The organism is Serratia sp. CY71090, from assembly GCF_052166845.1.
GTDB lineage: Bacteria > Pseudomonadota > Gammaproteobacteria > Enterobacterales > Enterobacteriaceae > Serratia > Serratia nematodiphila.
In genome coordinates this window covers 1-17,634 of the sequence record NZ_JBJNOA010000013.1, presented here as the reverse complement: position 1 = coordinate 17,634, position 17,634 = coordinate 1, and the positions used below count along the sequence as shown (strand labels likewise).

Below are 17,634 nucleotides of genomic sequence, written 5' to 3'. Positions count from 1 at the left end.
CGCACCCTCGGGTGCGTTTTTTTTTGGGGGTTGCGGCAAGCCCGGCTTAAGCCGGTTTCTTGCGGTGACGCAGCCCGAGCTGAATGCAGGAAATCACCACCAGCAGACAGCCGAACAGCGACAGCAGCAGCGGGATCTCATGCCAGAACAGCCAACCCCAGGCGATGTTGAACACGATGCCGATATAGCGCACCACCGAGACCACGATCAGGTTATCGGAAGAAAAGGCCTGGGTTAAGACGACCTGCCCCAACAGCGACACCAGGGCGATGGCGAGCAGAATGGCGAACTGATAGGCGTTGGGCCAAACGAACGCGTTCCACATCAGCGGCAGCGAGATCAGCGTTGCGATGAACAGGAAGTAGAACACGATCTCGTAGTTATGGTGGCGCTTGCTGAGTTTGTTGACCGACAGATAGGCGATCGAGGCGAACACCGCGCTCATCACGCCGACCAGCGACGCCAGGGTATAGGCCGAGAAGTGCCACGGCCGCACCAGCAGCACCGCGCCGATGATGACCATCGCCAGCCAAAATGCGGTATTGGCGTTGACCCGTTCACGCAGCACCAGCAAGGAGAGCAAAATGGAGAAAAACGGCGACAGATAGGCCAGCATGCTGGCGTCGGCCAGCGTCAGATGGGCAATGCTGTAAAAATAACAAATGAGATACAGCCCGCCCATGGTGCCGCGCAATACCAGCAGCGGCCGGTCTGCGCGGCTGAAGGCGATGCGGTGGCGGTACATCAGCAGCAGAACCAGCAGACAGCCGATGCTGCTGCGAAAAAACACGATTTCACCGGTGGGAATAGCGTCGGAGATGGTTTTAACCAGCGCGTTCATGACGCTGAAAATCAACGAGGCAAAAATGGCCAGTAACGCACCCTGATTCATGCTTGCCTCCGCCATTGTCGGTAAATGATGTCCGCCTGCTCGTCGCAGGTATCGTCCAGCAACGAAGGATGGCAATGCTCGGCGCCGATCCGGGTGACGAAGCGCTGCAGCGCCTGCTGAAAGCGCGCCAACAGACGCTGGGCGGCGGGCATCTCGACGTCAAGCCGCTGCGCCAGCAAGACCAGGACGCGCAGTTTGCACACGTCCTCTTGCGGCACGCGCGGCAGGCGCCAGCGCCCCTGGGCATCCTGGAAGACGCGGGCGACCCTGACGGCGGAAAAATCATAGTAGCGGCCCTGCGCGTCCGGCTCGGAATAGGGATCGACCAGCAGCGCGGTATAACGCGTAAACAGCGCATAGCATTGCTCTGTCGGCGCGAGCTGCGGGAATTGGTCAATCCAGCGGCGGCTCACCATGCGGGGCGGAACCGGGTAGTTGTCGTCATTCAAAAAGCGCAGCAGGTTAATGGCCTCGATGCCGAGCCGGTTGAGCAACTGCTGGTAATCCTGCGAAAGCGCCAGCATGTCGGCGATCGCCTCGGGACAGATGGGGCCCTCGGGGTGGGTTTTATACAGGTACTGGATCGGCCCCTGCGGCTGGAATATCGCCTGCAGCGTGGTATCGGCCAGCGCCAGCGGAGGATGAACATAATTGGTGATGCTGAAGCGCTCGGCGGCGAGCAGGCTGTCGCAGCGTTGGGCGTCAATGCCGTGACGCGCCAGCAGCGAGCAAAGCCAGTCGAGTTCGGCGCAGTCTGACCTTGCGCCTGCGCCGGCCAGATAAATCCGCTGCTTGAACGCCTTGGTGTAGGCGCGGTAAGGCTGCTCGGCGTTCTGGTACTTGGTATCGGCATAGTAGCTCGACAGGCTGATGACCTCGACGTGGGATTGTCCGGCGTCCTGCAGCAGGCTTTGCGCCATCAGGCCGGAACCGATGGAAGGAGAGAGCAGGATCAGTGAGCGCAGTTGGGGCAACGCCGCCCATGGCACCTGTCGCAGCACGTCATGGTATTGATCGGCGGGGACGGCAAGGATCAGTCGGTGCCAGTCGCCGCCGACCAGTGACACATCATCGCAATAGCGGTCAATCGTCACCTGCGCATCGTCTTGGGTGCGCTGCGCCTTGCCGGCGCCCGTCAGCCACAGGCTGGGCGTGTGTGCCAGATGTTGCTTCAGGCGGCGCCCTTTTTCGCTGGGGCGGTTGTACAGGCCGATGCGCGCATTGGCCGCGGCCTTGATGTCCGCAGCCAGTTGGATCGCCGCCGGGCCGGCGCCGAGGATCAGGGTGGGAAAGGCATTATTCATGGCGGTGGGGCTCCAAAATCAACAGATCGTACAGCGGGGTGGCGAGCGGTTTACCGCTGACGCGCCAGGGCGAGCCGGCGGCCTGGTGGTGGTAAGGGCAGTTGAAGATCGACTTGAGGCCGTTGCCATAGCGCACCAGCAATTTGCCGCACTGGGGCAGCAAAGGCCGCAGCGCCTTCAGCAAACCCTGCTTGTCCGCCACCAGGGAGGCGATGATGATGTGATCGATATCGTTTCGCGTCAGGCCGTTCAGCTTGTCGATGCAGGGCATCTGCTGCACCAGCCCCAGGTGGCGCGTGAGCCGGCGGGCAAAACGCTGGGCCCCCGGATCGCAATCGTAGCAAATGACGGTGGCGGAGAGCCTGGCGACCAGCGCCAGCGCCGTGGTGGGCAATGCGCCGCTGCCCACCAGCAGCACCCGTTCGCCGGGTTTAATGTCGGCGGCCGCGATCTCCAACTGCAGCGCGCGGTCGAAACTGTTCAGGTAGGCGTTGGTTTGCGCCGGTTCCCGGCACAGCGCCGAGACGCGATGTTTCTCGTAGTCGCACAACGCGGCGTTGGCTGTCGCCCGCAGTTGGGCGATCTGCGCCGTGATCAAACGGTCGTTTTCCAGTTTTCGACGGTAGGCCTGCAGCTGTGGTTCGTCGTTAAAGGCTTGCAGGCGGCTGAAGCGGCGTTCCAGCAGGGAAAAATGACGCCGATCTTGCCGGGCGGAGCGGTGTAGCTGGTGAATTTCCTGTTGCAAGCCGGCGAGTTGCGCCAGCATGTCCGCCTTGGTCAGAGTGTACATGGGGATTCTCCGTGTGCGTGTAACAGCTGTGTCGGCAGCAGATAGGGGTAGCCCTGCGGGCTGACGCCGTTTTCGATGCCGACGCCAAATACGCGAGACACCATCGGATGTCCCATCATCTGATGGGTATCGCCGTGGCAAACGACGCGTCCGTGCGCGAGCAGCGTGAGTGAGTGGCAATAGCGCAGCGCCAATCCCAGATCGTGGATCACCAACAGCGTGATGCAGCGGTGGCGCCGGCCGTAGTCGGCGATCTGATTGAGCACGCGCAGCTGGTGGTGGATATCCAGCGCGCTGGTGGGTTCGTCGAGCAAAATGATCTGCGGCTGAGAGACGAAGGCCTGAGCCAGCATCACCAACTGTCGCTGGCCGCCGCTGAGACGGTTGAAGGGGCGATCGGCGAGCGCGGAAATGCCGCATTCCATAAGCGCCTGCTCGACCGCATCGGCCTGGGCGGCGCTGACGCGCCAGCTCAACTGGCGTACCTTGCCCAGCAGCACCATGTCAAAAGCGGTCAATGCCGAATCGCAGCGATTAAGCTGCGGCACATAGGCGATACGGCTGGTTTTCGGATCGAAAGGGCGTTCGCGGTAAGCGATCTCGCCGCTGCATGGCACCATGCGGTTAATCGCTTTGAGCAGCGTCGATTTGCCGGCGCCGTTGGGGCCGATGATGCCGCCGAGCTGCGCCTCCGGCCAGCTCAATGAAACGTCTGCCAATAGCGAGCGGCGATGCAGCGAGACGCCGACGCGGGTGAGGGTCAGTTGAGTCATGGGCGTTTAACCTGTCGAGTGACGAAGTAAAACAGCACCGGTACGCCGATCAGGGCGATAACGATGCCGATGGGCACCACGCCGTTCGGCATCACCAGCTTGGCGACGATCGAGGCGCACAGCAGCAGCAGGCTGCCGCAGAGGGCGGAAATGCAGATCAGGTAGCGCTGATCCTCACCCACCAGAAAGCGGGCGAAATGCGGGGCGATCAGCCCGACGAACCCGATGGTGCCGACAAACGAGACCGAGGCGGCTGTCAGCAAGGTCGCCAGCAGAAAGGCCAGCTTGCGCAAGGCGCTGACATTGATGCCCAGCCCCTGGGCCTGCTCTTCGCCGGCGGACAGCGCCGTCAGCCGCCAGGCGAGCCGCAGACTGACGAACAGCGCGCACAGCAACACGACGCCGGTGATCGCCACGCCGTGCATATTGGCTTTGAGCAGGCTGCCAAACAGCCAAAAGACAATTTGCTGCATGGCTTCCGGCGAGGCCAGAAACAGCAGCAGCGATTGCAGCGACTGAAAGAAAAACAGCACCACGATGCCGCTCAACACCAATATTTGCGGCGTCATGCCGCGGCGTTGTCCCAGCAGATAGACAGGCACGCAGGCGAGCAACGCCATCAGCGAAGCCAGCAGCGGCGTGCCCAGCGCCAACGCGCCGCCCAGGCTGAAGCCGGTGAGGATCGCCAGCGCCGCGCCGAACCCCGCCGCGGCAGAGATCCCCAGCGTATAGGGGCTGGCGAGGGGATTGGCCAGCACGGTCTGCATCAGCAGGCCCGCCAGCGCCAGGCTGGCGCCGACCACCAGGGCGGTGAGCGTCATCGGCAAGCGAATCGACCAGAAAACCGCCTGATGCAGCTCGTTGCCGGGCGCAGAGCCGGGCCAAAGCATCCGCACGATATCCGTGAGGCCAAGTTGCGCGGCGCCGACGGTGAGGTCGATGGCGGTCGCCGCCAGCAGCGCGCCGAGCAGCGCCAGCGTCAATAGCCCGCGGCGCAGCCTGCGCCGTCGCAAAAACGCACGTCCTGTGTGGGCCACGGTTATTCTCCTTGCCAGCGTTGCAAGAAGACGCCGTCCGCCTCTATCGGCAAATATTGATGGTAGAACTGCGCCAGATTGCGCGCGGGATCAACATCGGCAAACGCGGCGGGATAGAGCGCTTTCGCCAGATACTGGACAAAGATAAAGTCGTATATCGTGCGCGCGCCGCCATGGTAAAGCGCATAAAGACGCTGATTTTTTACCGCCGGCAGCTGCGGCCATCCCGCCCGCCGGGCGTATTGCGTCAGGCGCGTCTGTAGGGGGGCTGCCTGCGTGCCGTAGCCCATCGGCACGGCGTTCGGCATGTTTTCCCAGTCGCCACCGGCGAGAAAAATCACCTCGGGCCGTTGGGTCAGGACATAGTCGGCGCGCAAGGGGGAAGGGCTGCCGACGACGCCGGCGGCGATATTGTCGGCGCCGGCCAGCTGCAGCAGCGGCCCCCAGATCGATGCGCCATAGCTGCTGCCGTACTCGCCGGGGCCCTTGTCCCCCAGCTCAATGTAGGTGACCGGCGGCTGCTGCTGCGCCTGGCGGATGCGCCGCCGGGTATCCTCGAGGCTTTGGCGATATTCGTCGGCCAGCCGTTCCGCTCGCTCGGCGTGGCCCATCGCCTGGCCCATCAACCGGATGCTGGCGAGCTTGACTTCAACGCCCTGATTGAAGTCGACGACGATGTAAGGAATGTTGAGCTGTTGCAGCACCGGCAGGAAGTTGGCGAAGCCGTCGAGCTGCCACTTCGCCAGGATCAGCAGGTCTGGTCGCGTGGTCAGCAGGCGTTCAAAATCGAAGCTCTGGTTATAGAGCGAACCGACATCGACCAGTTGAGCGAGCAGTGGCAGCGCCGCCTGATAGCGCGCCCATTGGCTGGCGCGCAACGCCCAGTCGCTTTTGGAGAAGGCGACGACCTGTTGATAACTCTCCGGGCCGTTCACCGCCAGAAAATCTTCGTAGTAAAAGCCGATATAGGCGCGCTGTGCGGGGGCGGTCAGGGTAACCTGGCGTCCTTCAACGTCGGTGAGGTGAATTTCCGCGTGCGCGACCTGGCAGAAAAGCAGCCACGTCGCCAGCATCCAGACGATACGCGATAACATGATTGACATCCCTTTACGATTAATTGTGATGTTATAATGTAACAATTAATCGCGAGATTCAAACTTTCATCGCCGCTGAATCCGGCGGGGCATGATGAAGCGCGCCGAGCGGATATTGGCCTATAAAGCGTGAGGATAACGTTTCTCGTTGTCATGGCGTGCGGGCAAAGAAATTTTTCTGCAAAATCCCTCCGCCTTGCGCAACAATCGTTTACAATTTGCCAAATCCCGGACGCGCGTCGTTTTTGTAAAGTTTCGTATTTTTAGTAGGTTAATGGCGCGCGACTCTTGAAACTGTGACGAATGCCCATACGATCTAGGGTATCTTGGACAGCGTTTTGTTAACATTTATGAGGAAGTAAACATTTTATGATGCGTATAGCTCTGTTCCTGCTCACCAACCTGGCGGTGATGTTGGTTTTCGGGCTGGTGCTCAGCCTGACAGGAATCCAATCCAGTAGCGTTCAGGGCCTGATGATCATGGCCGGTCTGTTCGGCTTCGGCGGCGCTTTCGTGTCGTTGCTGATGTCCAAGTGGATGGCGCTGCGCTCCGTCGGCGGGGAAGTGATTGAACAACCGCGTAACGAAACCGAAAACTGGCTGCTGGAAACGGTGCGCCGTCAGTCGCAGCAGGCGGGCATCGCCATGCCGCAGGTCGCTATCTACCACGCGCCGGACATCAACGCCTTCGCCACCGGCGCCCGCCGCGACGCCTCGCTGGTCGCCGTCAGCACCGGCCTGTTGCAGAGCATGAGCCGCGACGAAGCGGAAGCGGTCATTGCGCACGAAATCAGCCACGTCGCCAACGGCGATATGGTGACCATGACCCTGATTCAGGGCATCGTGAACACCTTCGTGATCTTCATTTCGCGCCTTATCGCGCAGGTCGCCGCCGGTTTCCTCGGCAACCGCGACGGTGATGGCGAAGGGGAAGGCAACGGCAACCCGATGATTTACTTCGCCGTGTCGATGGTGCTGGAACTGGTGTTCGGCATCCTGGCGAGCATCATCACCATGTGGTTCTCGCGTCACCGCGAGTTCTACGCCGACGCCGGCTCCGCCAAACTGGTGGGCCGCGAGAAGATGATCGCCGCCTTGCAGCGTCTGAAAACCAGCTATGAACCGCAGGAAGCGGGCAGCATGATGGCGTTCTGCATTAATGGTAAATCCAAGTCGTTCAGCGAGCTGTTCATGTCGCACCCGCCGCTAGACAAGCGTATCGAAGCGCTGCGTACCGGCCAGTACCTGAAGTAATCGGCTGAATGAAATGAAAAACCCCGGCTTGCCGGGGTTTTTTTATGGCATGCCTGAACAGCTTTTTCAGCGTCGACGGGGGTTAACGCGGTGCAAGAGCCCCCCGAAGTCCATAAAGCCCGCCTTCGAATAACGCCTGTCGGCCTCTCTGTGTGTTTACCGCCGCGGAGCGAGACGACCATGAAAGAGGGTAAGCCGCATCCTGGCTGAGTGACGACCGGCTGTTTGGCTTTGGAAGCGCATGTTATATGCTTTGGCGCAATGACACTTGTCCCTGAGGCCCTATGAAAATCAACCACCTTCCCTTGCTCAACGGTGATGAGCTACCGGCGCGCCTGGCGGAATTGACAGGCGGTATCGCCGATGCGGTTGCGGAACTGTTCAACCGGCATGATGACGATGCTGAACGGCCAGCTATTCGCTGGCATTCAGGCGATCTTCACCTCCCGGTATTTTTCCCCGACGAACACGACAGCCACGATTACGATTACCTGATCGTGGATGGCGATATGATCGTGGAAGGATGCCTGGCGGTATCGCCGCAGCGCGAGGACGGCGGCATTGTTGTGCTGGGGCGGCTGCAGGCGGATACGCTGATTTGCTGGGGCGGACTGGTCGTGCGTGATGATGTCCGCATACGCCATGCCTATTGCAGCTCAGGAAACGACGGTGCGTTCGTGGTGGGGGGAGATCTGACCGCGCTCACCCTGGTAGAGACGGGGGAGTTTATCCATGTCCATGGCGATCTCGATGCGCGGTGTCTCGCTTCGTTGCAGAACTTCGTTCAGGTTGACGGAAACACGCGCTGCGATTGCCGCATCGACAGCGCTCAGGCCGAAGATCTGATCAAGCGCATGTTCGCCCCCGGCTTACTGAAGGGCTTCGAGGGGGTGGATAACGACGGCCAACGCCTTGTTGGCTGGTATCCGGATGACGACGCCTATTTAGCGTGTCTACGACAAGGCCGCAGCCCTTTGAGGAGCGGCGACTGACGCCAGGCCTGCATCGCACTCGACGTGGCCCGGCTCAGGCAGGCCACATCGGATTGGGGCCCGGCTCTTTCTATGCCCGCTATTTCACCTCGCGGCTGGGCTGCGCCGTTTGTGTCGTCGGTTGAGTGATGCGCAGGCTGCTGACCGCCGCCGCCAGGGTAGCGAACACGCCTGCCAGGATCAGTGAAGCGTGGGTGCCGGAGGTAGGGAACAGGTTGAACATCAGCGCCACCAGCGCGGCCCCCGAGGTTTGCCCCAGCAGGCGGGCGGTGCCCAGCATGCCGCTGGCGCCGCCGCTGCGGTTGCGCGGCGCGGCGGAGATGATGGTGTGGTTGTTGGGCGACTGGAACAGGCCGAAGCCGGCGCCGCACAGCACCATGCGCCAGATGATGTCCATATTCGACGGCGCCGCCGGCAGCAGCGCCAGCGAAAACAGCCCGAGCGCGAACACCGCCAGCCCAATGCAGCCCAGCAGGCCGGCGTGCACGCGCTCCACCAGCCGGCCGGCGATCGGCGCCATCACCACGATCGCCAGCGGCCACGGCGTCAGCAGCAGCCCGGTCGCCACCTCGTCGCGTCCCAACGCGGTTTGCAGGAAGAACGGCAGCGACACCATCGCCAGCATTTGCGCGGCGAACGAGCAGATTGAGGTGCCCATCGACAGGGCGAAGATCGGGATGCGCAGCAGATCGACCGGCAGCAACGGAAATTCCTGGCGCAACTGGCGGCGCACGAACACCGCGCCAATCGCCAGCAGCGCGGCAATCTCGCTGAAGATCAGCGTCAGGCTCTGGCCCTGGGCGAAGCCGCTGATGGCGGTGATCAGCAGGCCGAAAGTCAGCGCGTTCAGCACCGCGCTGGCGGGATCGAAACGGCGATTATCGCTTTTCTGGCCGTTGGCCGGCAGGAATTTCATCCCCAGCAGCAGCGCGACGATGCCGATCGGCAGGTTGATGGCGAACAGCCACTGCCAGGACGCGACCGACAGGATAGCGGCCGCCACCGTCGGCCCGGCCGCCGAGGAGCAGGCGACGATCAGCGAGTTGATGCCCATGCCGCGGCCGAGAAAACGCTGCGGGTAGATGATGCGGATCAGCGCGGTGTTGACGCTCATAATGGCGGCGGCGCCAAAGCCTTGCAATACGCGGGCGATGGTCAGCGTGAGCAGCGAGTCGGACAGGGCGCAAAACAGCGAGGTGATGCTGAACACCAGCAATCCGGCCTGATAGATGCGGCGATAGCCGACCAGATCGCCGAGCGAGGCCAGCGACAGCAGAGAGACGGTGATCGCCAACTGATAGGCGTTGACCACCCAAATGGAGCTGGCCGGGCTGGCGTTGAGATCGCGCGCGATGGTGGGCAGCGCCACGTTGGCTATCGCGCCGTCGAGCACCGATACGGTAACGCCGAGGGCGATGGCGAGGATCGCCCCATAGCGTTGCGGGACGGGGAGGCCGTCGGAACAAGGACGCATGTTGGTCTCAGCGGTATTTATTCAGGGGAGTATTATCATGCTAATCATATTCGCCCGTGATTGCATGCCCGTTGCCCGCTTAATTGTAAATAGCGGTGAGCGGGCCGGGGTTATCCATTTGGCTTCAATCGCTTAGCGTTCAGCCGCGTTGCGCGCCGCGATCTGTTCCGATTATACTGAAACCCTTGTTTAAATTTCCTGAAACAAAACCGTTAAGTAGGGCATTCACCATGGCTAACGCAGATTCAGACAAGCAACCGGATGCCGTCTCATCCGTGATGAAGGTGTTCGGCATTTTGCAGGCGCTTGGCGATGAGCGCGAGATTGGCATTACCGAACTGTCCCAGCGGGTGATGATGTCCAAAAGCACCGTCTACCGTTTTCTGCAAACCATGAAAGCGCTGGGCTACGTCTCGCAGGAAGGCGAGACGGAAAAGTATGCGCTGACGCTCAAGCTGTTCGAACTGGGCGCCAAATCGTTGCAGAACGTCGATCTGATCCGCAGCGCCGACGTGCAGATGCGCGAACTGTCGAACCGCACCCGCGAAACCATCCACCTCGGCGCCCTGGATGAGGACGGCATTGTCTATATCCACAAGATCGACGCGATGTACAACCTGCGCATGTATTCGCGCATCGGTCGTCGCAACCCGCTGCACAGCACCGCCATCGGTAAAGTGCTGCTGGCCTGGCGCGATCGGGAGGAGGTAGCGCAGATCCTGTCGCAGATTGAATTTATCCGCAGCACCGAGCATACCCTGACCAGCGCCGCCGAACTGTTGCCGGTGCTGGAGCGGGTGCGTGAGCAGGGATTCGGCGAAGATGTCGAAGAGCAGGAGGCGGGGATCCGCTGCATCGCGGTGCCGGTCTTTGACAGGTTCGGGGTGGCGATCGCCGGGCTGAGCATCTCTTTCCCGACGCTGCGCTTTTCCGACGCGGCGCGGGAGGAGTATGTGGCGTTGCTGCACGTCGCCGCCCGGCGCATTTCCGAGCAGCAGGGCTATCACGACTACCCGTTCTGACCGTCATTTCGATGAGCGAGGCGCTGCCATGGCAGCGCCTTGTTGTTATTTCGCGCCGGGCGTCAGCCGCTGAGAAATCCGCTCCAGCATCAGCATCAGCAACAGCGTGGCCGCCACCAGGATCATGGTCAGCGTCGCGCCGTTGGCGATGCTGCCGCGATCGGTCAGGCTGAAGATCGTGACCGGCAGCGTCGCCCAGCTCGGCGGGTAGATCATCATGGTCGCGCCCAGCTCCCCCATCGACAGCGACAGGCTGAGTGCGAAGGCGGAGATCATGTAGGGGGCGATCATCGGCAGGGTGACGTGACGCAGGCGGAACAGCGGCGAAGCGCCCAGGCTGGCGGCGACGTTCTCGTAGTCGCCAGGCAGCCGGGTCAGCCCGGCCATCACGTTGCCGAAGGTAAAGGCGGAAATCAGCACGAAGTGGGCGGCGGGCACGATCAGGAAGGTGCCGTTCATCTGCAGCGGCCCCTGGCTGAACGCCACCAGCATCCCCAAACCGATAGAGACCGAAGGCACCGCGCTGGGAATGAAAAACAGCGTGTCCAGCAGCCGCTGGCCGCGCCCCTGATGGTGGCGCAGCGCCAGCGCCGCCCAGGTGCCGCACAGCAGCGCGAACAGGCTGGCGCTGAAACCGATAGCCAGACTGGCGACCAGCGCGTCCCAGGAGGCGCCGCTGAACGCCTGGCGGAAGTGGTTGAGGGTGAAGCCGCTCGGCAGCACGCCGTTCCACTGTTCACTGAGGCTGGACATCAGGATCACCGCCAGCGGCAGGCAGAAGAACAGGGCGAACAGCGTGACCGTCAGCGTGCAGGTCAGGGTGCGGCCGGTGCGAGACCAAATCAACATCGTCAGTTCCTCAGCCCGGCGCGCGCCGCGGCGTAGCGGTAAAGGGAGAACAGCCCGAGCGACAGCGCGATATTCACCACGGCGATGGTGCAGGCGACGGCGTAATCCGCCTCCAGAATCGCTTTGGCGTAGACCATCATCGGCAGCGTGGTGACGCCCTTGGCGCCGATAAACAGCACGATGCCGAACTCATTGGTGGTCAACAGCAGGCACAGGCTGCCGCCGGCCAGCAAGGCCGGCAGCGCGGCCGGTAAAATCACCTGGCGCACCACGCGCCCCGGCCGGGCGCCGAGGATGCTGGCGGCCTCGAGCTGGCTGCGGTCGATCTGTGACAGCGCCGCCATCAGCGGGCGCATCACCAGCGGCGTAAACACGGTGATTTCCGCCAGGATCACGCCCCAGATGGAGTAAAGAAAGTCCACCGGCGGCAGGGTGAAACCAAAGGTCGCCATCAGCGTGCCGTTCAGCAGGCCGGCGGAGCCGTAGATAAAGGTGAAGGCCAGCGTGATGAGGAAGGTCGGCATGGCGATAAAGGTATCGATCACCCGGGCGATCAGTCGGCTGCCGGGGAACGGCGTGAACACCAGCAGCAGCGACAGCAGGGTGCCGAGCACCAGGCAGCCCAGCGTCGCCAGCAGCGCAATCTGCAGCGTGTTGAGCAGAGCGCCGACAAAGCGGCGGGATTCGAACACCTGTTGCAGCGCGGCGGCGCTGAATAGCCCTTGATCGTCGGTAAACGCCTGTTTGACGATCAGCGCCAACGGGTAGAAAAACAGCGTCGCCAGCACCAGCAGCGGCAACAGGATCCACAGGCGGCGCGGCAAACGCAGCCGCAGGGCCGGGCGAATAAGCGTAGAGTCGGTCATGTCAGTCCTCGATCAGTACCGCATCGTCGGGGGCGAAGTAGAGCGGCACGCGCTCGCCGATCTGCGGCATCCGGCTGCGATGAGTGGTGACCACGCGCAGCGGATGGCCTTCCGCGTCGAACTGCAGGTGCGTCAACTCTCCCTGCCAATGAATATCATGCAGCGTGCCGATGATGCAGTTGCTGCGCTGGGCATCGGCATCGAGCGCAATGTGCTGTGGCCGGATGCACAGCAGCTTGTCGAAGCCGCGTTGTGCGCCGTAAGTGAAACAGCCGATCACTTTGCCGGCGCAGCTGACGGTGGTCATGCCTTGCTGCGCGGTAGTTTCCAGGGCGGTAGCCGGCAGCAGGTTGGCGCGGCCGAGGAACTCGGCGGCGAAGCGGTTCGTCGGATGATGGTACAGCGCGCGGATTTCGCCGTGGGCGATGAGATGGCCGTCGCGCATGATGCCAATCTTGTCCGCCAGCGTCAGCGCTTCGCCCTGATCGTGGGTGACGTACAGGATGGTCAGATCCGGCAGCTCGCGGTGCAGGCGGGCGATCTCTTCCACCATGCTGTGGCGGATTTGCGCGTCCAGCGCCGACAGCGGCTCATCCAGCAGCAATACTTTGGGGCGCACCGCGATGGCGCGAGCGATCGCCACCCGCTGTTGCTGGCCGCCGGAGAGCTGGTTGGGATAGCGCTTGGCGTAGGCGGACATGCCGACGATGGCCAACGCCTCTTCGACGCGCTCGGCGGTCAGGCCGCGCGGCTTGCCCTGCGCGCGCAGGCCGAACGCCACATTGTCCTCGACGCGCATATGCGGAAACAGCGCGTAGTTCTGTACCACCATGCCCAGGCCGCGCTCATAGGGCGGCACGTCGGTGACATCGACGTCACCGATGGCAATACGCCCGGCGGAGGGCTGCACGAAGCCGGCGATCGCTCGCAGCACGGTGGTTTTACCCGAGCCGGAGGGGCCGATCAGCGCCAGCACTTCGCCGGGGGCGATGGTGAGCGTCAGGGGTTTCAGCACCTCGGTGCCGCGATACGACACGCTGACGCGGTCGAGCTGAATGCCCGACGGCCCGGCGATGTCGAGGCTGCTATCCCGCGCCTCGGCGCGGGAAGTGAGGGTAGAAGGCATGGTCAGCGTCATTCTGTCACCTTGTGCCAGCGGGAGATATCGGCGGACAGGCTGCTCACCACCTGGTTCCAGTCCGGCGCCCAGATCTCTACACCCTGCAGCGCGGCCTGCGACTGCCTGAAGTTATCGTCGGTCGGGGTGACATCCTTACGCACCGGCATGCCGTAGGAAATGGCGCTGACGCTGCTCTGCGCTTCTTTGCTCAGCAGGAAATCGATCAGCTTTTTGCCGTTGGCGCTTTGCGGCGCGCCTTGCACCAGGCCGATGTAGTAAGGCAGCACCAGCGTGCTGCGTTTGCCGTCCGGCCCGGCCGGCCAGAACACCTTCACGTTCGGGTTGCTGCGCATCTGCGCCAGGTTCATCTGCAGATCGCCGTTGGCCACCAGCAGCTCCCCCTTATTGACCAGCGCGGTCAGCTTGCCGGTGGAGGCCGAAGGGCCGACGTTGTTGCTTTGCAGCTTGCCGAGGTAGTCGAAACCGGCGTCTTTGCTGCCGAAGCTGTGAAACGCCTGCAGCATCACCGCGGTGCCGTCACCCGCCTGGCCCGGCGTGGAGTACTGCAGCTTATTGCGGAACTGCGCGTCCAGCAGCTGTTGATAGCTGGCAGGCGCCTGCGGCAGCAGTTTGGCGTTATAGATGAAGCTCAGGTAGTTGTTCACCAGTGGCACGAACTGCGGATGGGCGTCGGCGATCTGCGCCGCATCCTGCGGGGTGAAGTCCTGCAGCAGTTTTTCCGCGGCGGCGCGCTGGATGAACGGCGGCAGCGTCACCAGCACGTCGGCCTGCGGGTTGCTGCGCTCCTTCGACAGGCGCTCCACGATGGCGCCGGAGCCGCCTTCGACGTACTGCACCTTGACGCCGGTCGCCTGGGTGAAGGCGTCGAACTGGGTTTGATACCAGCTGTGATCGCCGTCGTGCAGACCATCGGCGGAGTAGACGGTCACCACCGCATCGGCGGCCCAGGCCGGCGCGGCGCCGAGTGCGATGGCGGTCATCACGACCAGACGAGAAAATTTCATAGCTTCAGCCTCACTGTTGCGGGTTAATGCGAAACTGGTATACACCAGATATGCGGCCAAGCTAATCGGCAAATATGACAAACAAATGAAAGCGGCAAAATATATTTGCCTTAAAAGGGGGATCGAGCGTGGGTGAGGAAGGCGGGGCGGCGGGCGCCGGCCCCGTGATAATCGAGGTTAGAGCGTATCGACTTCGATGCGCAGGCTGTCGTGGCGCCAGTATTCAATATCGAAATCGAGGATGCGGCCGTGCTGATCGTAATTCAGTCGACGCAGCAGCAACGCGGGCAGGCCGACCATGGCGCCGAGCGCGTTGGCGGCGCGGTAAGGCAGGGCGGTCGGGTAGAACGACAGGTGCATGTTGCTGTAAATCAAATCGTAATGCTGTTGATAAACCTCGGTCAGGCTGCCGTTGAGATCGTGCCTGAGCAGTTCCGGCACCCGCTGCGGCAGGCAGTGGTTCTCGCAATAGCAGATGGCGCGGCCGTCGGCATAGCGCACGCGGCGCAGCAGATACACCTGATCGAACGGTTCGAGCGCCAGCGGCTGCATGACGTCGAGCGGCACCGTGGTTTTTTCGCTGGACAGCAGCGCGGTGCGCGGTGTGCGCCCTTGCTCCTGACAGAGACGGTGGAAGTTGGTGTTCTGCGTCGGATCCAGCCACAGCCGTTCCGGCGTGACGAACCAGCCGCGGCGATCGGCGCGGTAGATGGCGCCGGTGGCTTCCAATTGCGCCAGGCTTTCGCGAATGGTGACGCGGGTGGTGGAGAAGATGGCGCACAGCTCGCGCTCCGAAGGCAGCTTATCGCCGGCCTGCAGCGCGCCGCGGGTGATGCGCGCCTGGAGCTGATCCTTGATCTGCAGGTAGTGAGGCATATCGCCCTGATGTTCTTTCATTTCATCTCGCTATGGCATCGGCCCGACATTCCGGCACGCGCTTATTATACATAGCCAGATGAATTTTTTGTTTCACCGCGCTTTGTCGTTTGACCGGGGCAGGAATTTGCCGCCACAATGATCGCAATCTGGTATAGACCAATAGGTGAATAACATGTCCGATCGTAACTACCTGCTGTTGACCCCCGGCCCGTTGACCACGTCGAAAACGGTGAAAGAGGCGATGCTGTATGACAGCTGCACCTGGGATGAAGATTACAACCTCGGCGTGGTGCAGCGCATTCGCCAACGGTTGGTGGCGCTGGCGACGCCGTCTGCCGGTTATACCTCGGTGCTGCTGCAAGGCAGCGGCAGCTTCGCGGTAGAGGGCGTGCTGGGCACGGTCATCGGCCCGCACGACAAGCTGCTGATCGTCAACAACGGCGCCTACGGGGCGCGGATGATCGAAATGGCGCGGCTGATGGATATCGACCACCACGCCTTTGACTGCGGTGAGGTGAATGAACCGGACGTGGCGGCGATGGAGGCGGTGCTGAAAAGCGATGCGCGCATCAGCCATATCGCCATGGTGCACTGTGAAACCACCACCGGCATGCTCAACCCGCTGCAGAAGGTCGCTGGTCTGGCGGCGCGCAATGGCAAGACCTTTATCGTCGACGCCATGAGCAGCTTTGGCGGCATCCCGTTGGATGTGGACGCGCTGGGCATCGATTTTCTGATCAGCTCCGCCAACAAATGCATTCAGGGCGTGCCGGGCTTCGCGTTCGTCATCGCCCGCCGCAGCGAGCTGGAGAAATGTGCCGGCCGTTCACGCTCGCTGTCGCTGGATCTGTATGCTCAGTGGCGCTGTATGGAGGATCAGGCCGGCAAATGGCGCTTTACGTCGCCGACCCACACCGTGCTGGCCTTCGCGCAGGCGCTGAAAGAGCTGGAACAAGAGGGCGGCATTGCCGCGCGCCACCACCGCTATCAGGCCAATCAGCGGCGGCTGGTGGCGGGTATGCGCGAGCTGGGTTTTGAGACCCTGCTGGACGATGCGCTGCACTCGCCGATCATCACCGCGTTCTATTCGCCAAAGGCTGATACATACCGCTTCGCCGAGTTTTATCAGCGTCTCAAGCAACAAGGCTTCGTGATTTATCCCGGTAAAGTGTCGCAGAGCGACTGCTTCCGTATCGGCAACATCGGTGAAATCTATCCGCAAGATATCGAACGTTTGCTGGCGGCCGTCGGGCAGGCGATGTACTGGAATCAATAAGGATTGACCATGAAACAGATCAACGCAGTGATCCTCGACTGGGCGGGCACCACGGTGGACTTCGGCTCCTTTGCGCCAACGCAGATTTTCGTCGAGGCGTTCAAGCAAACCTTCGATATCGACATCAGCCTGGCGGAGGCGCGCATTCCGATGGGGCTGGGCAAATGGCAGCACATCGAGGCGCTGGGCAAGCTGCCGGCGGTCGACGCGCGCTGGCGGCAGAAGCTGGGACGCTCGATGAGCCATCAGGACATTGACGCGCTGTATCAGGCGTTTATGCCGCTGCAAATCGCCAAAGTGGTCGACTTCGCCGATCCCATCGAGGGCGTGCCGCAGGTGATTGCCGCTTTGCGCGAGCAGGGGATTAAAATCGGTTCCTGCTCCGGCTATCCGCGCGCGGTGATGGAGGTGCTGGTGCCCGCCGCCGCGCAGCGCGGCTACGCGCCGGATTACTGGGTCGCCACCGACGATCTTGCAGCCGGCGGCCGACCGGGGCCGTGGATGGCGTTGCAGAACGCGATCGCGCTGGGCATCAATGCGGTGGCGCATTGCGTGAAGGTGGATGACGCGGTGCCGGGCATTGCCGAAGGGCTGAACGCCGGGATGTGGAGCGTCGGGCTGGCGCTGTCCGGCAACGAGTTCGGCGCCACCTGGCAGGAGTATCGCCGGATGACGGCAGGCGAGATAGAGCGCCGCCGCGCGGCGGCCGCCGATAAGCTGTACGCGGCGGGCGCGCACTATGTGATAGACACGCTGGCGCAATTGCCGGCAGCGATCGCCGACATCAACCGGCGGTTGGCCAACGGCGAGCGACCGTAACGACCGAACGCGGGGCATAAAAAAACCGGGGATTATCCCCGGTTTTTTCGTTGTAAGCCTTAAACCACCTCCTAAGGAGGTGGTGATTGAACCTGTGAGGCTCTAGCCTGAAGGAAACCCATGCCGGAATATTCCAGCTTACTCACCACAAGTAAGAAGGAAATCACC

At 62.2% G+C, this 17,634-nt stretch carries 17 protein-coding genes; 5 read left to right on the top strand and 12 right to left on the bottom strand.

Annotated features, from left to right (window positions below; genetic code table 11):
* Positions 1–46: 46 nt before the first annotated feature.
* Genes ACJ8OK_RS20745 through ACJ8OK_RS20720 form a run of 6 tightly spaced genes read right to left on the bottom strand, consistent with a single transcriptional unit; the run spans position 47 to position 5,890 of the window.
* A complete protein-coding gene (locus ACJ8OK_RS20745) occupies positions 47–892 on the bottom strand; it encodes a DMT family transporter (protein WP_085058639.1) in 846 nt (281 codons plus the stop codon).
* The gene (locus ACJ8OK_RS20740) at positions 889–2,196 is read right to left on the bottom strand and encodes an opine metallophore biosynthesis dehydrogenase (RefSeq protein WP_085058640.1); all 1,308 of its coding nucleotides are present in this window, start codon (positions 2,194–2,196) and stop codon (positions 889–891) included. Before ACJ8OK_RS20740 ends, ACJ8OK_RS20745 begins: the two co-directional genes overlap by 4 nt.
* The gene (locus ACJ8OK_RS20735; protein WP_033633234.1) at positions 2,189–2,986 is read right to left on the bottom strand and encodes a nicotianamine synthase family protein; all 798 of its coding nucleotides are present in this window, start codon (positions 2,984–2,986) and stop codon (positions 2,189–2,191) included. The genes ACJ8OK_RS20740 and ACJ8OK_RS20735 overlap by 8 nt, the downstream gene beginning before the upstream one ends.
* Positions 2,974–3,759: an ABC transporter ATP-binding protein gene (locus ACJ8OK_RS20730; protein ID WP_060559574.1), complete on the bottom strand. Its 786-nt coding sequence runs from the start codon at positions 3,757–3,759 to the stop codon at positions 2,974–2,976. The genes ACJ8OK_RS20735 and ACJ8OK_RS20730 overlap by 13 nt, the downstream gene beginning before the upstream one ends.
* The gene (locus ACJ8OK_RS20725; RefSeq protein ID WP_085058641.1) at positions 3,756–4,796 is read right to left on the bottom strand and encodes a FecCD family ABC transporter permease; all 1,041 of its coding nucleotides are present in this window, start codon (positions 4,794–4,796) and stop codon (positions 3,756–3,758) included. The genes ACJ8OK_RS20730 and ACJ8OK_RS20725 overlap by 4 nt, the downstream gene beginning before the upstream one ends.
* Positions 4,797–4,798: 2 nt before the next feature.
* Positions 4,799–5,890: an ABC transporter substrate-binding protein gene (locus tag ACJ8OK_RS20720; protein WP_442530950.1), complete on the bottom strand. Its 1,092-nt coding sequence runs from the start codon at positions 5,888–5,890 to the stop codon at positions 4,799–4,801.
* A gap of 369 nt (positions 5,891–6,259) precedes the next feature.
* Between ACJ8OK_RS20720 and htpX the strand changes: the two genes are divergently transcribed.
* Together htpX and ACJ8OK_RS20710 are read left to right on the top strand one after the other, a co-directional pair.
* Positions 6,260–7,144: a protease HtpX gene (gene htpX / locus ACJ8OK_RS20715; RefSeq protein ID WP_004931482.1), complete on the top strand. Its 885-nt coding sequence runs from the start codon at positions 6,260–6,262 to the stop codon at positions 7,142–7,144.
* A 284-nt stretch (positions 7,145–7,428) separates the two neighbouring features.
* Entirely contained in the window at positions 7,429–8,136 is a 708-nt protein-coding gene (locus ACJ8OK_RS20710; RefSeq protein ID WP_442530948.1) for a hypothetical protein, read from the top strand.
* 79 nt (positions 8,137–8,215) lie between these two features.
* On the opposite strand, the gene ACJ8OK_RS20705 is transcribed toward ACJ8OK_RS20710, so the two are convergent.
* A complete protein-coding gene (locus ACJ8OK_RS20705) occupies positions 8,216–9,610 on the bottom strand; it encodes an MFS transporter (RefSeq protein ID WP_442530946.1) in 1,395 nt (464 codons plus the stop codon).
* A gap of 230 nt (positions 9,611–9,840) precedes the next feature.
* Here ACJ8OK_RS20705 and kdgR point away from each other — a divergent pair, with 230 nt between their 5' ends.
* Positions 9,841–10,632, top strand: a complete 792-nt coding sequence (gene kdgR, locus ACJ8OK_RS20700) for a DNA-binding transcriptional regulator KdgR (protein WP_261238422.1) — start codon at positions 9,841–9,843, stop codon at positions 10,630–10,632.
* A 45-nt stretch (positions 10,633–10,677) separates the two neighbouring features.
* Here kdgR and ACJ8OK_RS20695 read toward each other — a convergent pair whose 3' ends face one another.
* The 5 genes from ACJ8OK_RS20695 to phnR all read right to left on the bottom strand — a co-directional run bounded on the left by ACJ8OK_RS20695 (position 10,678) and on the right by phnR (position 15,389).
* Positions 10,678–11,481 carry an ABC transporter permease gene (locus ACJ8OK_RS20695; protein WP_442530944.1) on the bottom strand — a complete coding sequence of 268 codons (804 nt, stop codon included), beginning with the start codon at positions 11,479–11,481 and terminating at the stop codon, positions 10,678–10,680.
* Positions 11,482–11,483: 2 nt separating this feature from the next.
* The gene (gene phnU, locus ACJ8OK_RS20690) at positions 11,484–12,347 is read right to left on the bottom strand and encodes a 2-aminoethylphosphonate ABC transporter permease subunit (RefSeq protein WP_033633226.1); all 864 of its coding nucleotides are present in this window, start codon (positions 12,345–12,347) and stop codon (positions 11,484–11,486) included.
* A 1-nt stretch (position 12,348) separates the two neighbouring features.
* A complete protein-coding gene (gene phnT, locus ACJ8OK_RS20685) occupies positions 12,349–13,479 on the bottom strand; it encodes a 2-aminoethylphosphonate ABC transport system ATP-binding subunit PhnT (protein WP_442531015.1) in 1,131 nt (376 codons plus the stop codon).
* A gap of 2 nt (positions 13,480–13,481) precedes the next feature.
* On the bottom strand, positions 13,482–14,492 hold the full coding sequence (locus tag ACJ8OK_RS20680) for a 2-aminoethylphosphonate ABC transporter substrate-binding protein (protein ID WP_033633224.1): 1,011 nt from the start codon (positions 14,490–14,492) through the stop codon (positions 13,482–13,484).
* A 177-nt stretch (positions 14,493–14,669) separates the two neighbouring features.
* Positions 14,670–15,389 carry a phosphonate utilization transcriptional regulator PhnR gene (gene phnR / locus ACJ8OK_RS20675; RefSeq protein WP_261238419.1) on the bottom strand — a complete coding sequence of 240 codons (720 nt, stop codon included), beginning with the start codon at positions 15,387–15,389 and terminating at the stop codon, positions 14,670–14,672.
* 154 nt (positions 15,390–15,543) lie between these two features.
* Between phnR and phnW the strand changes: the two genes are divergently transcribed.
* Both phnW and phnX read left to right on the top strand, forming a co-directional pair.
* Entirely contained in the window at positions 15,544–16,647 is a 1,104-nt protein-coding gene (gene phnW, locus ACJ8OK_RS20670) for a 2-aminoethylphosphonate--pyruvate transaminase (protein ID WP_015377681.1), read from the top strand.
* Between the two features lie 9 nt (positions 16,648–16,656).
* Positions 16,657–17,466 (top strand): phosphonoacetaldehyde hydrolase, encoded by an 810-nt coding sequence (gene phnX / locus ACJ8OK_RS20665; protein ID WP_442530940.1) that lies wholly within the window; start codon positions 16,657–16,659, stop codon positions 17,464–17,466.
* Positions 17,467–17,634 lie beyond the last annotated feature (168 nt).

Excerpts from the sequence above, each read along its gene's own strand:
- ACJ8OK_RS20745 (WP_085058639.1), bottom strand. The coding sequence starts at position 892 with ATGAATCAGGGTGCGTTACTGGCCATTTTTGCCTCGTTGATTTTCAGC.
- ACJ8OK_RS20740 (WP_085058640.1), bottom strand. The coding sequence starts at position 2,196 with ATGAATAATGCCTTTCCCACCCTGATCCTCGGCGCCGGCCCGGCGGCG.
- ACJ8OK_RS20735 (WP_033633234.1), bottom strand. The coding sequence starts at position 2,986 with ATGTACACTCTGACCAAGGCGGACATGCTGGCGCAACTCGCCGGCTTG.
- ACJ8OK_RS20730 (WP_060559574.1), bottom strand. The coding sequence starts at position 3,759 with ATGACTCAACTGACCCTCACCCGCGTCGGCGTCTCGCTGCATCGCCGC.
- ACJ8OK_RS20720 (WP_442530950.1), bottom strand. The coding sequence starts at position 5,890 with ATGTTATCGCGTATCGTCTGGATGCTGGCGACGTGGCTGCTTTTCTGC.
- htpX (WP_004931482.1), top strand. The coding sequence starts at position 6,260 with ATGATGCGTATAGCTCTGTTCCTGCTCACCAACCTGGCGGTGATGTTG.
- ACJ8OK_RS20710 (WP_442530948.1), top strand. The coding sequence starts at position 7,429 with ATGAAAATCAACCACCTTCCCTTGCTCAACGGTGATGAGCTACCGGCG.
- ACJ8OK_RS20705 (WP_442530946.1), bottom strand. The coding sequence starts at position 9,610 with ATGCGTCCTTGTTCCGACGGCCTCCCCGTCCCGCAACGCTATGGGGCG.
- kdgR (WP_261238422.1), top strand. The coding sequence starts at position 9,841 with ATGGCTAACGCAGATTCAGACAAGCAACCGGATGCCGTCTCATCCGTG.
- ACJ8OK_RS20695 (WP_442530944.1), bottom strand. The coding sequence starts at position 11,481 with ATGTTGATTTGGTCTCGCACCGGCCGCACCCTGACCTGCACGCTGACG.
- phnU (WP_033633226.1), bottom strand. The coding sequence starts at position 12,347 with ATGACCGACTCTACGCTTATTCGCCCGGCCCTGCGGCTGCGTTTGCCG.
- ACJ8OK_RS20680 (WP_033633224.1), bottom strand. The coding sequence starts at position 14,492 with ATGAAATTTTCTCGTCTGGTCGTGATGACCGCCATCGCACTCGGCGCC.
- phnR (WP_261238419.1), bottom strand. The coding sequence starts at position 15,389 with ATGAAAGAACATCAGGGCGATATGCCTCACTACCTGCAGATCAAGGAT.
- phnW (WP_015377681.1), top strand. The coding sequence starts at position 15,544 with ATGTCCGATCGTAACTACCTGCTGTTGACCCCCGGCCCGTTGACCACG.
- phnX (WP_442530940.1), top strand. The coding sequence starts at position 16,657 with ATGAAACAGATCAACGCAGTGATCCTCGACTGGGCGGGCACCACGGTG.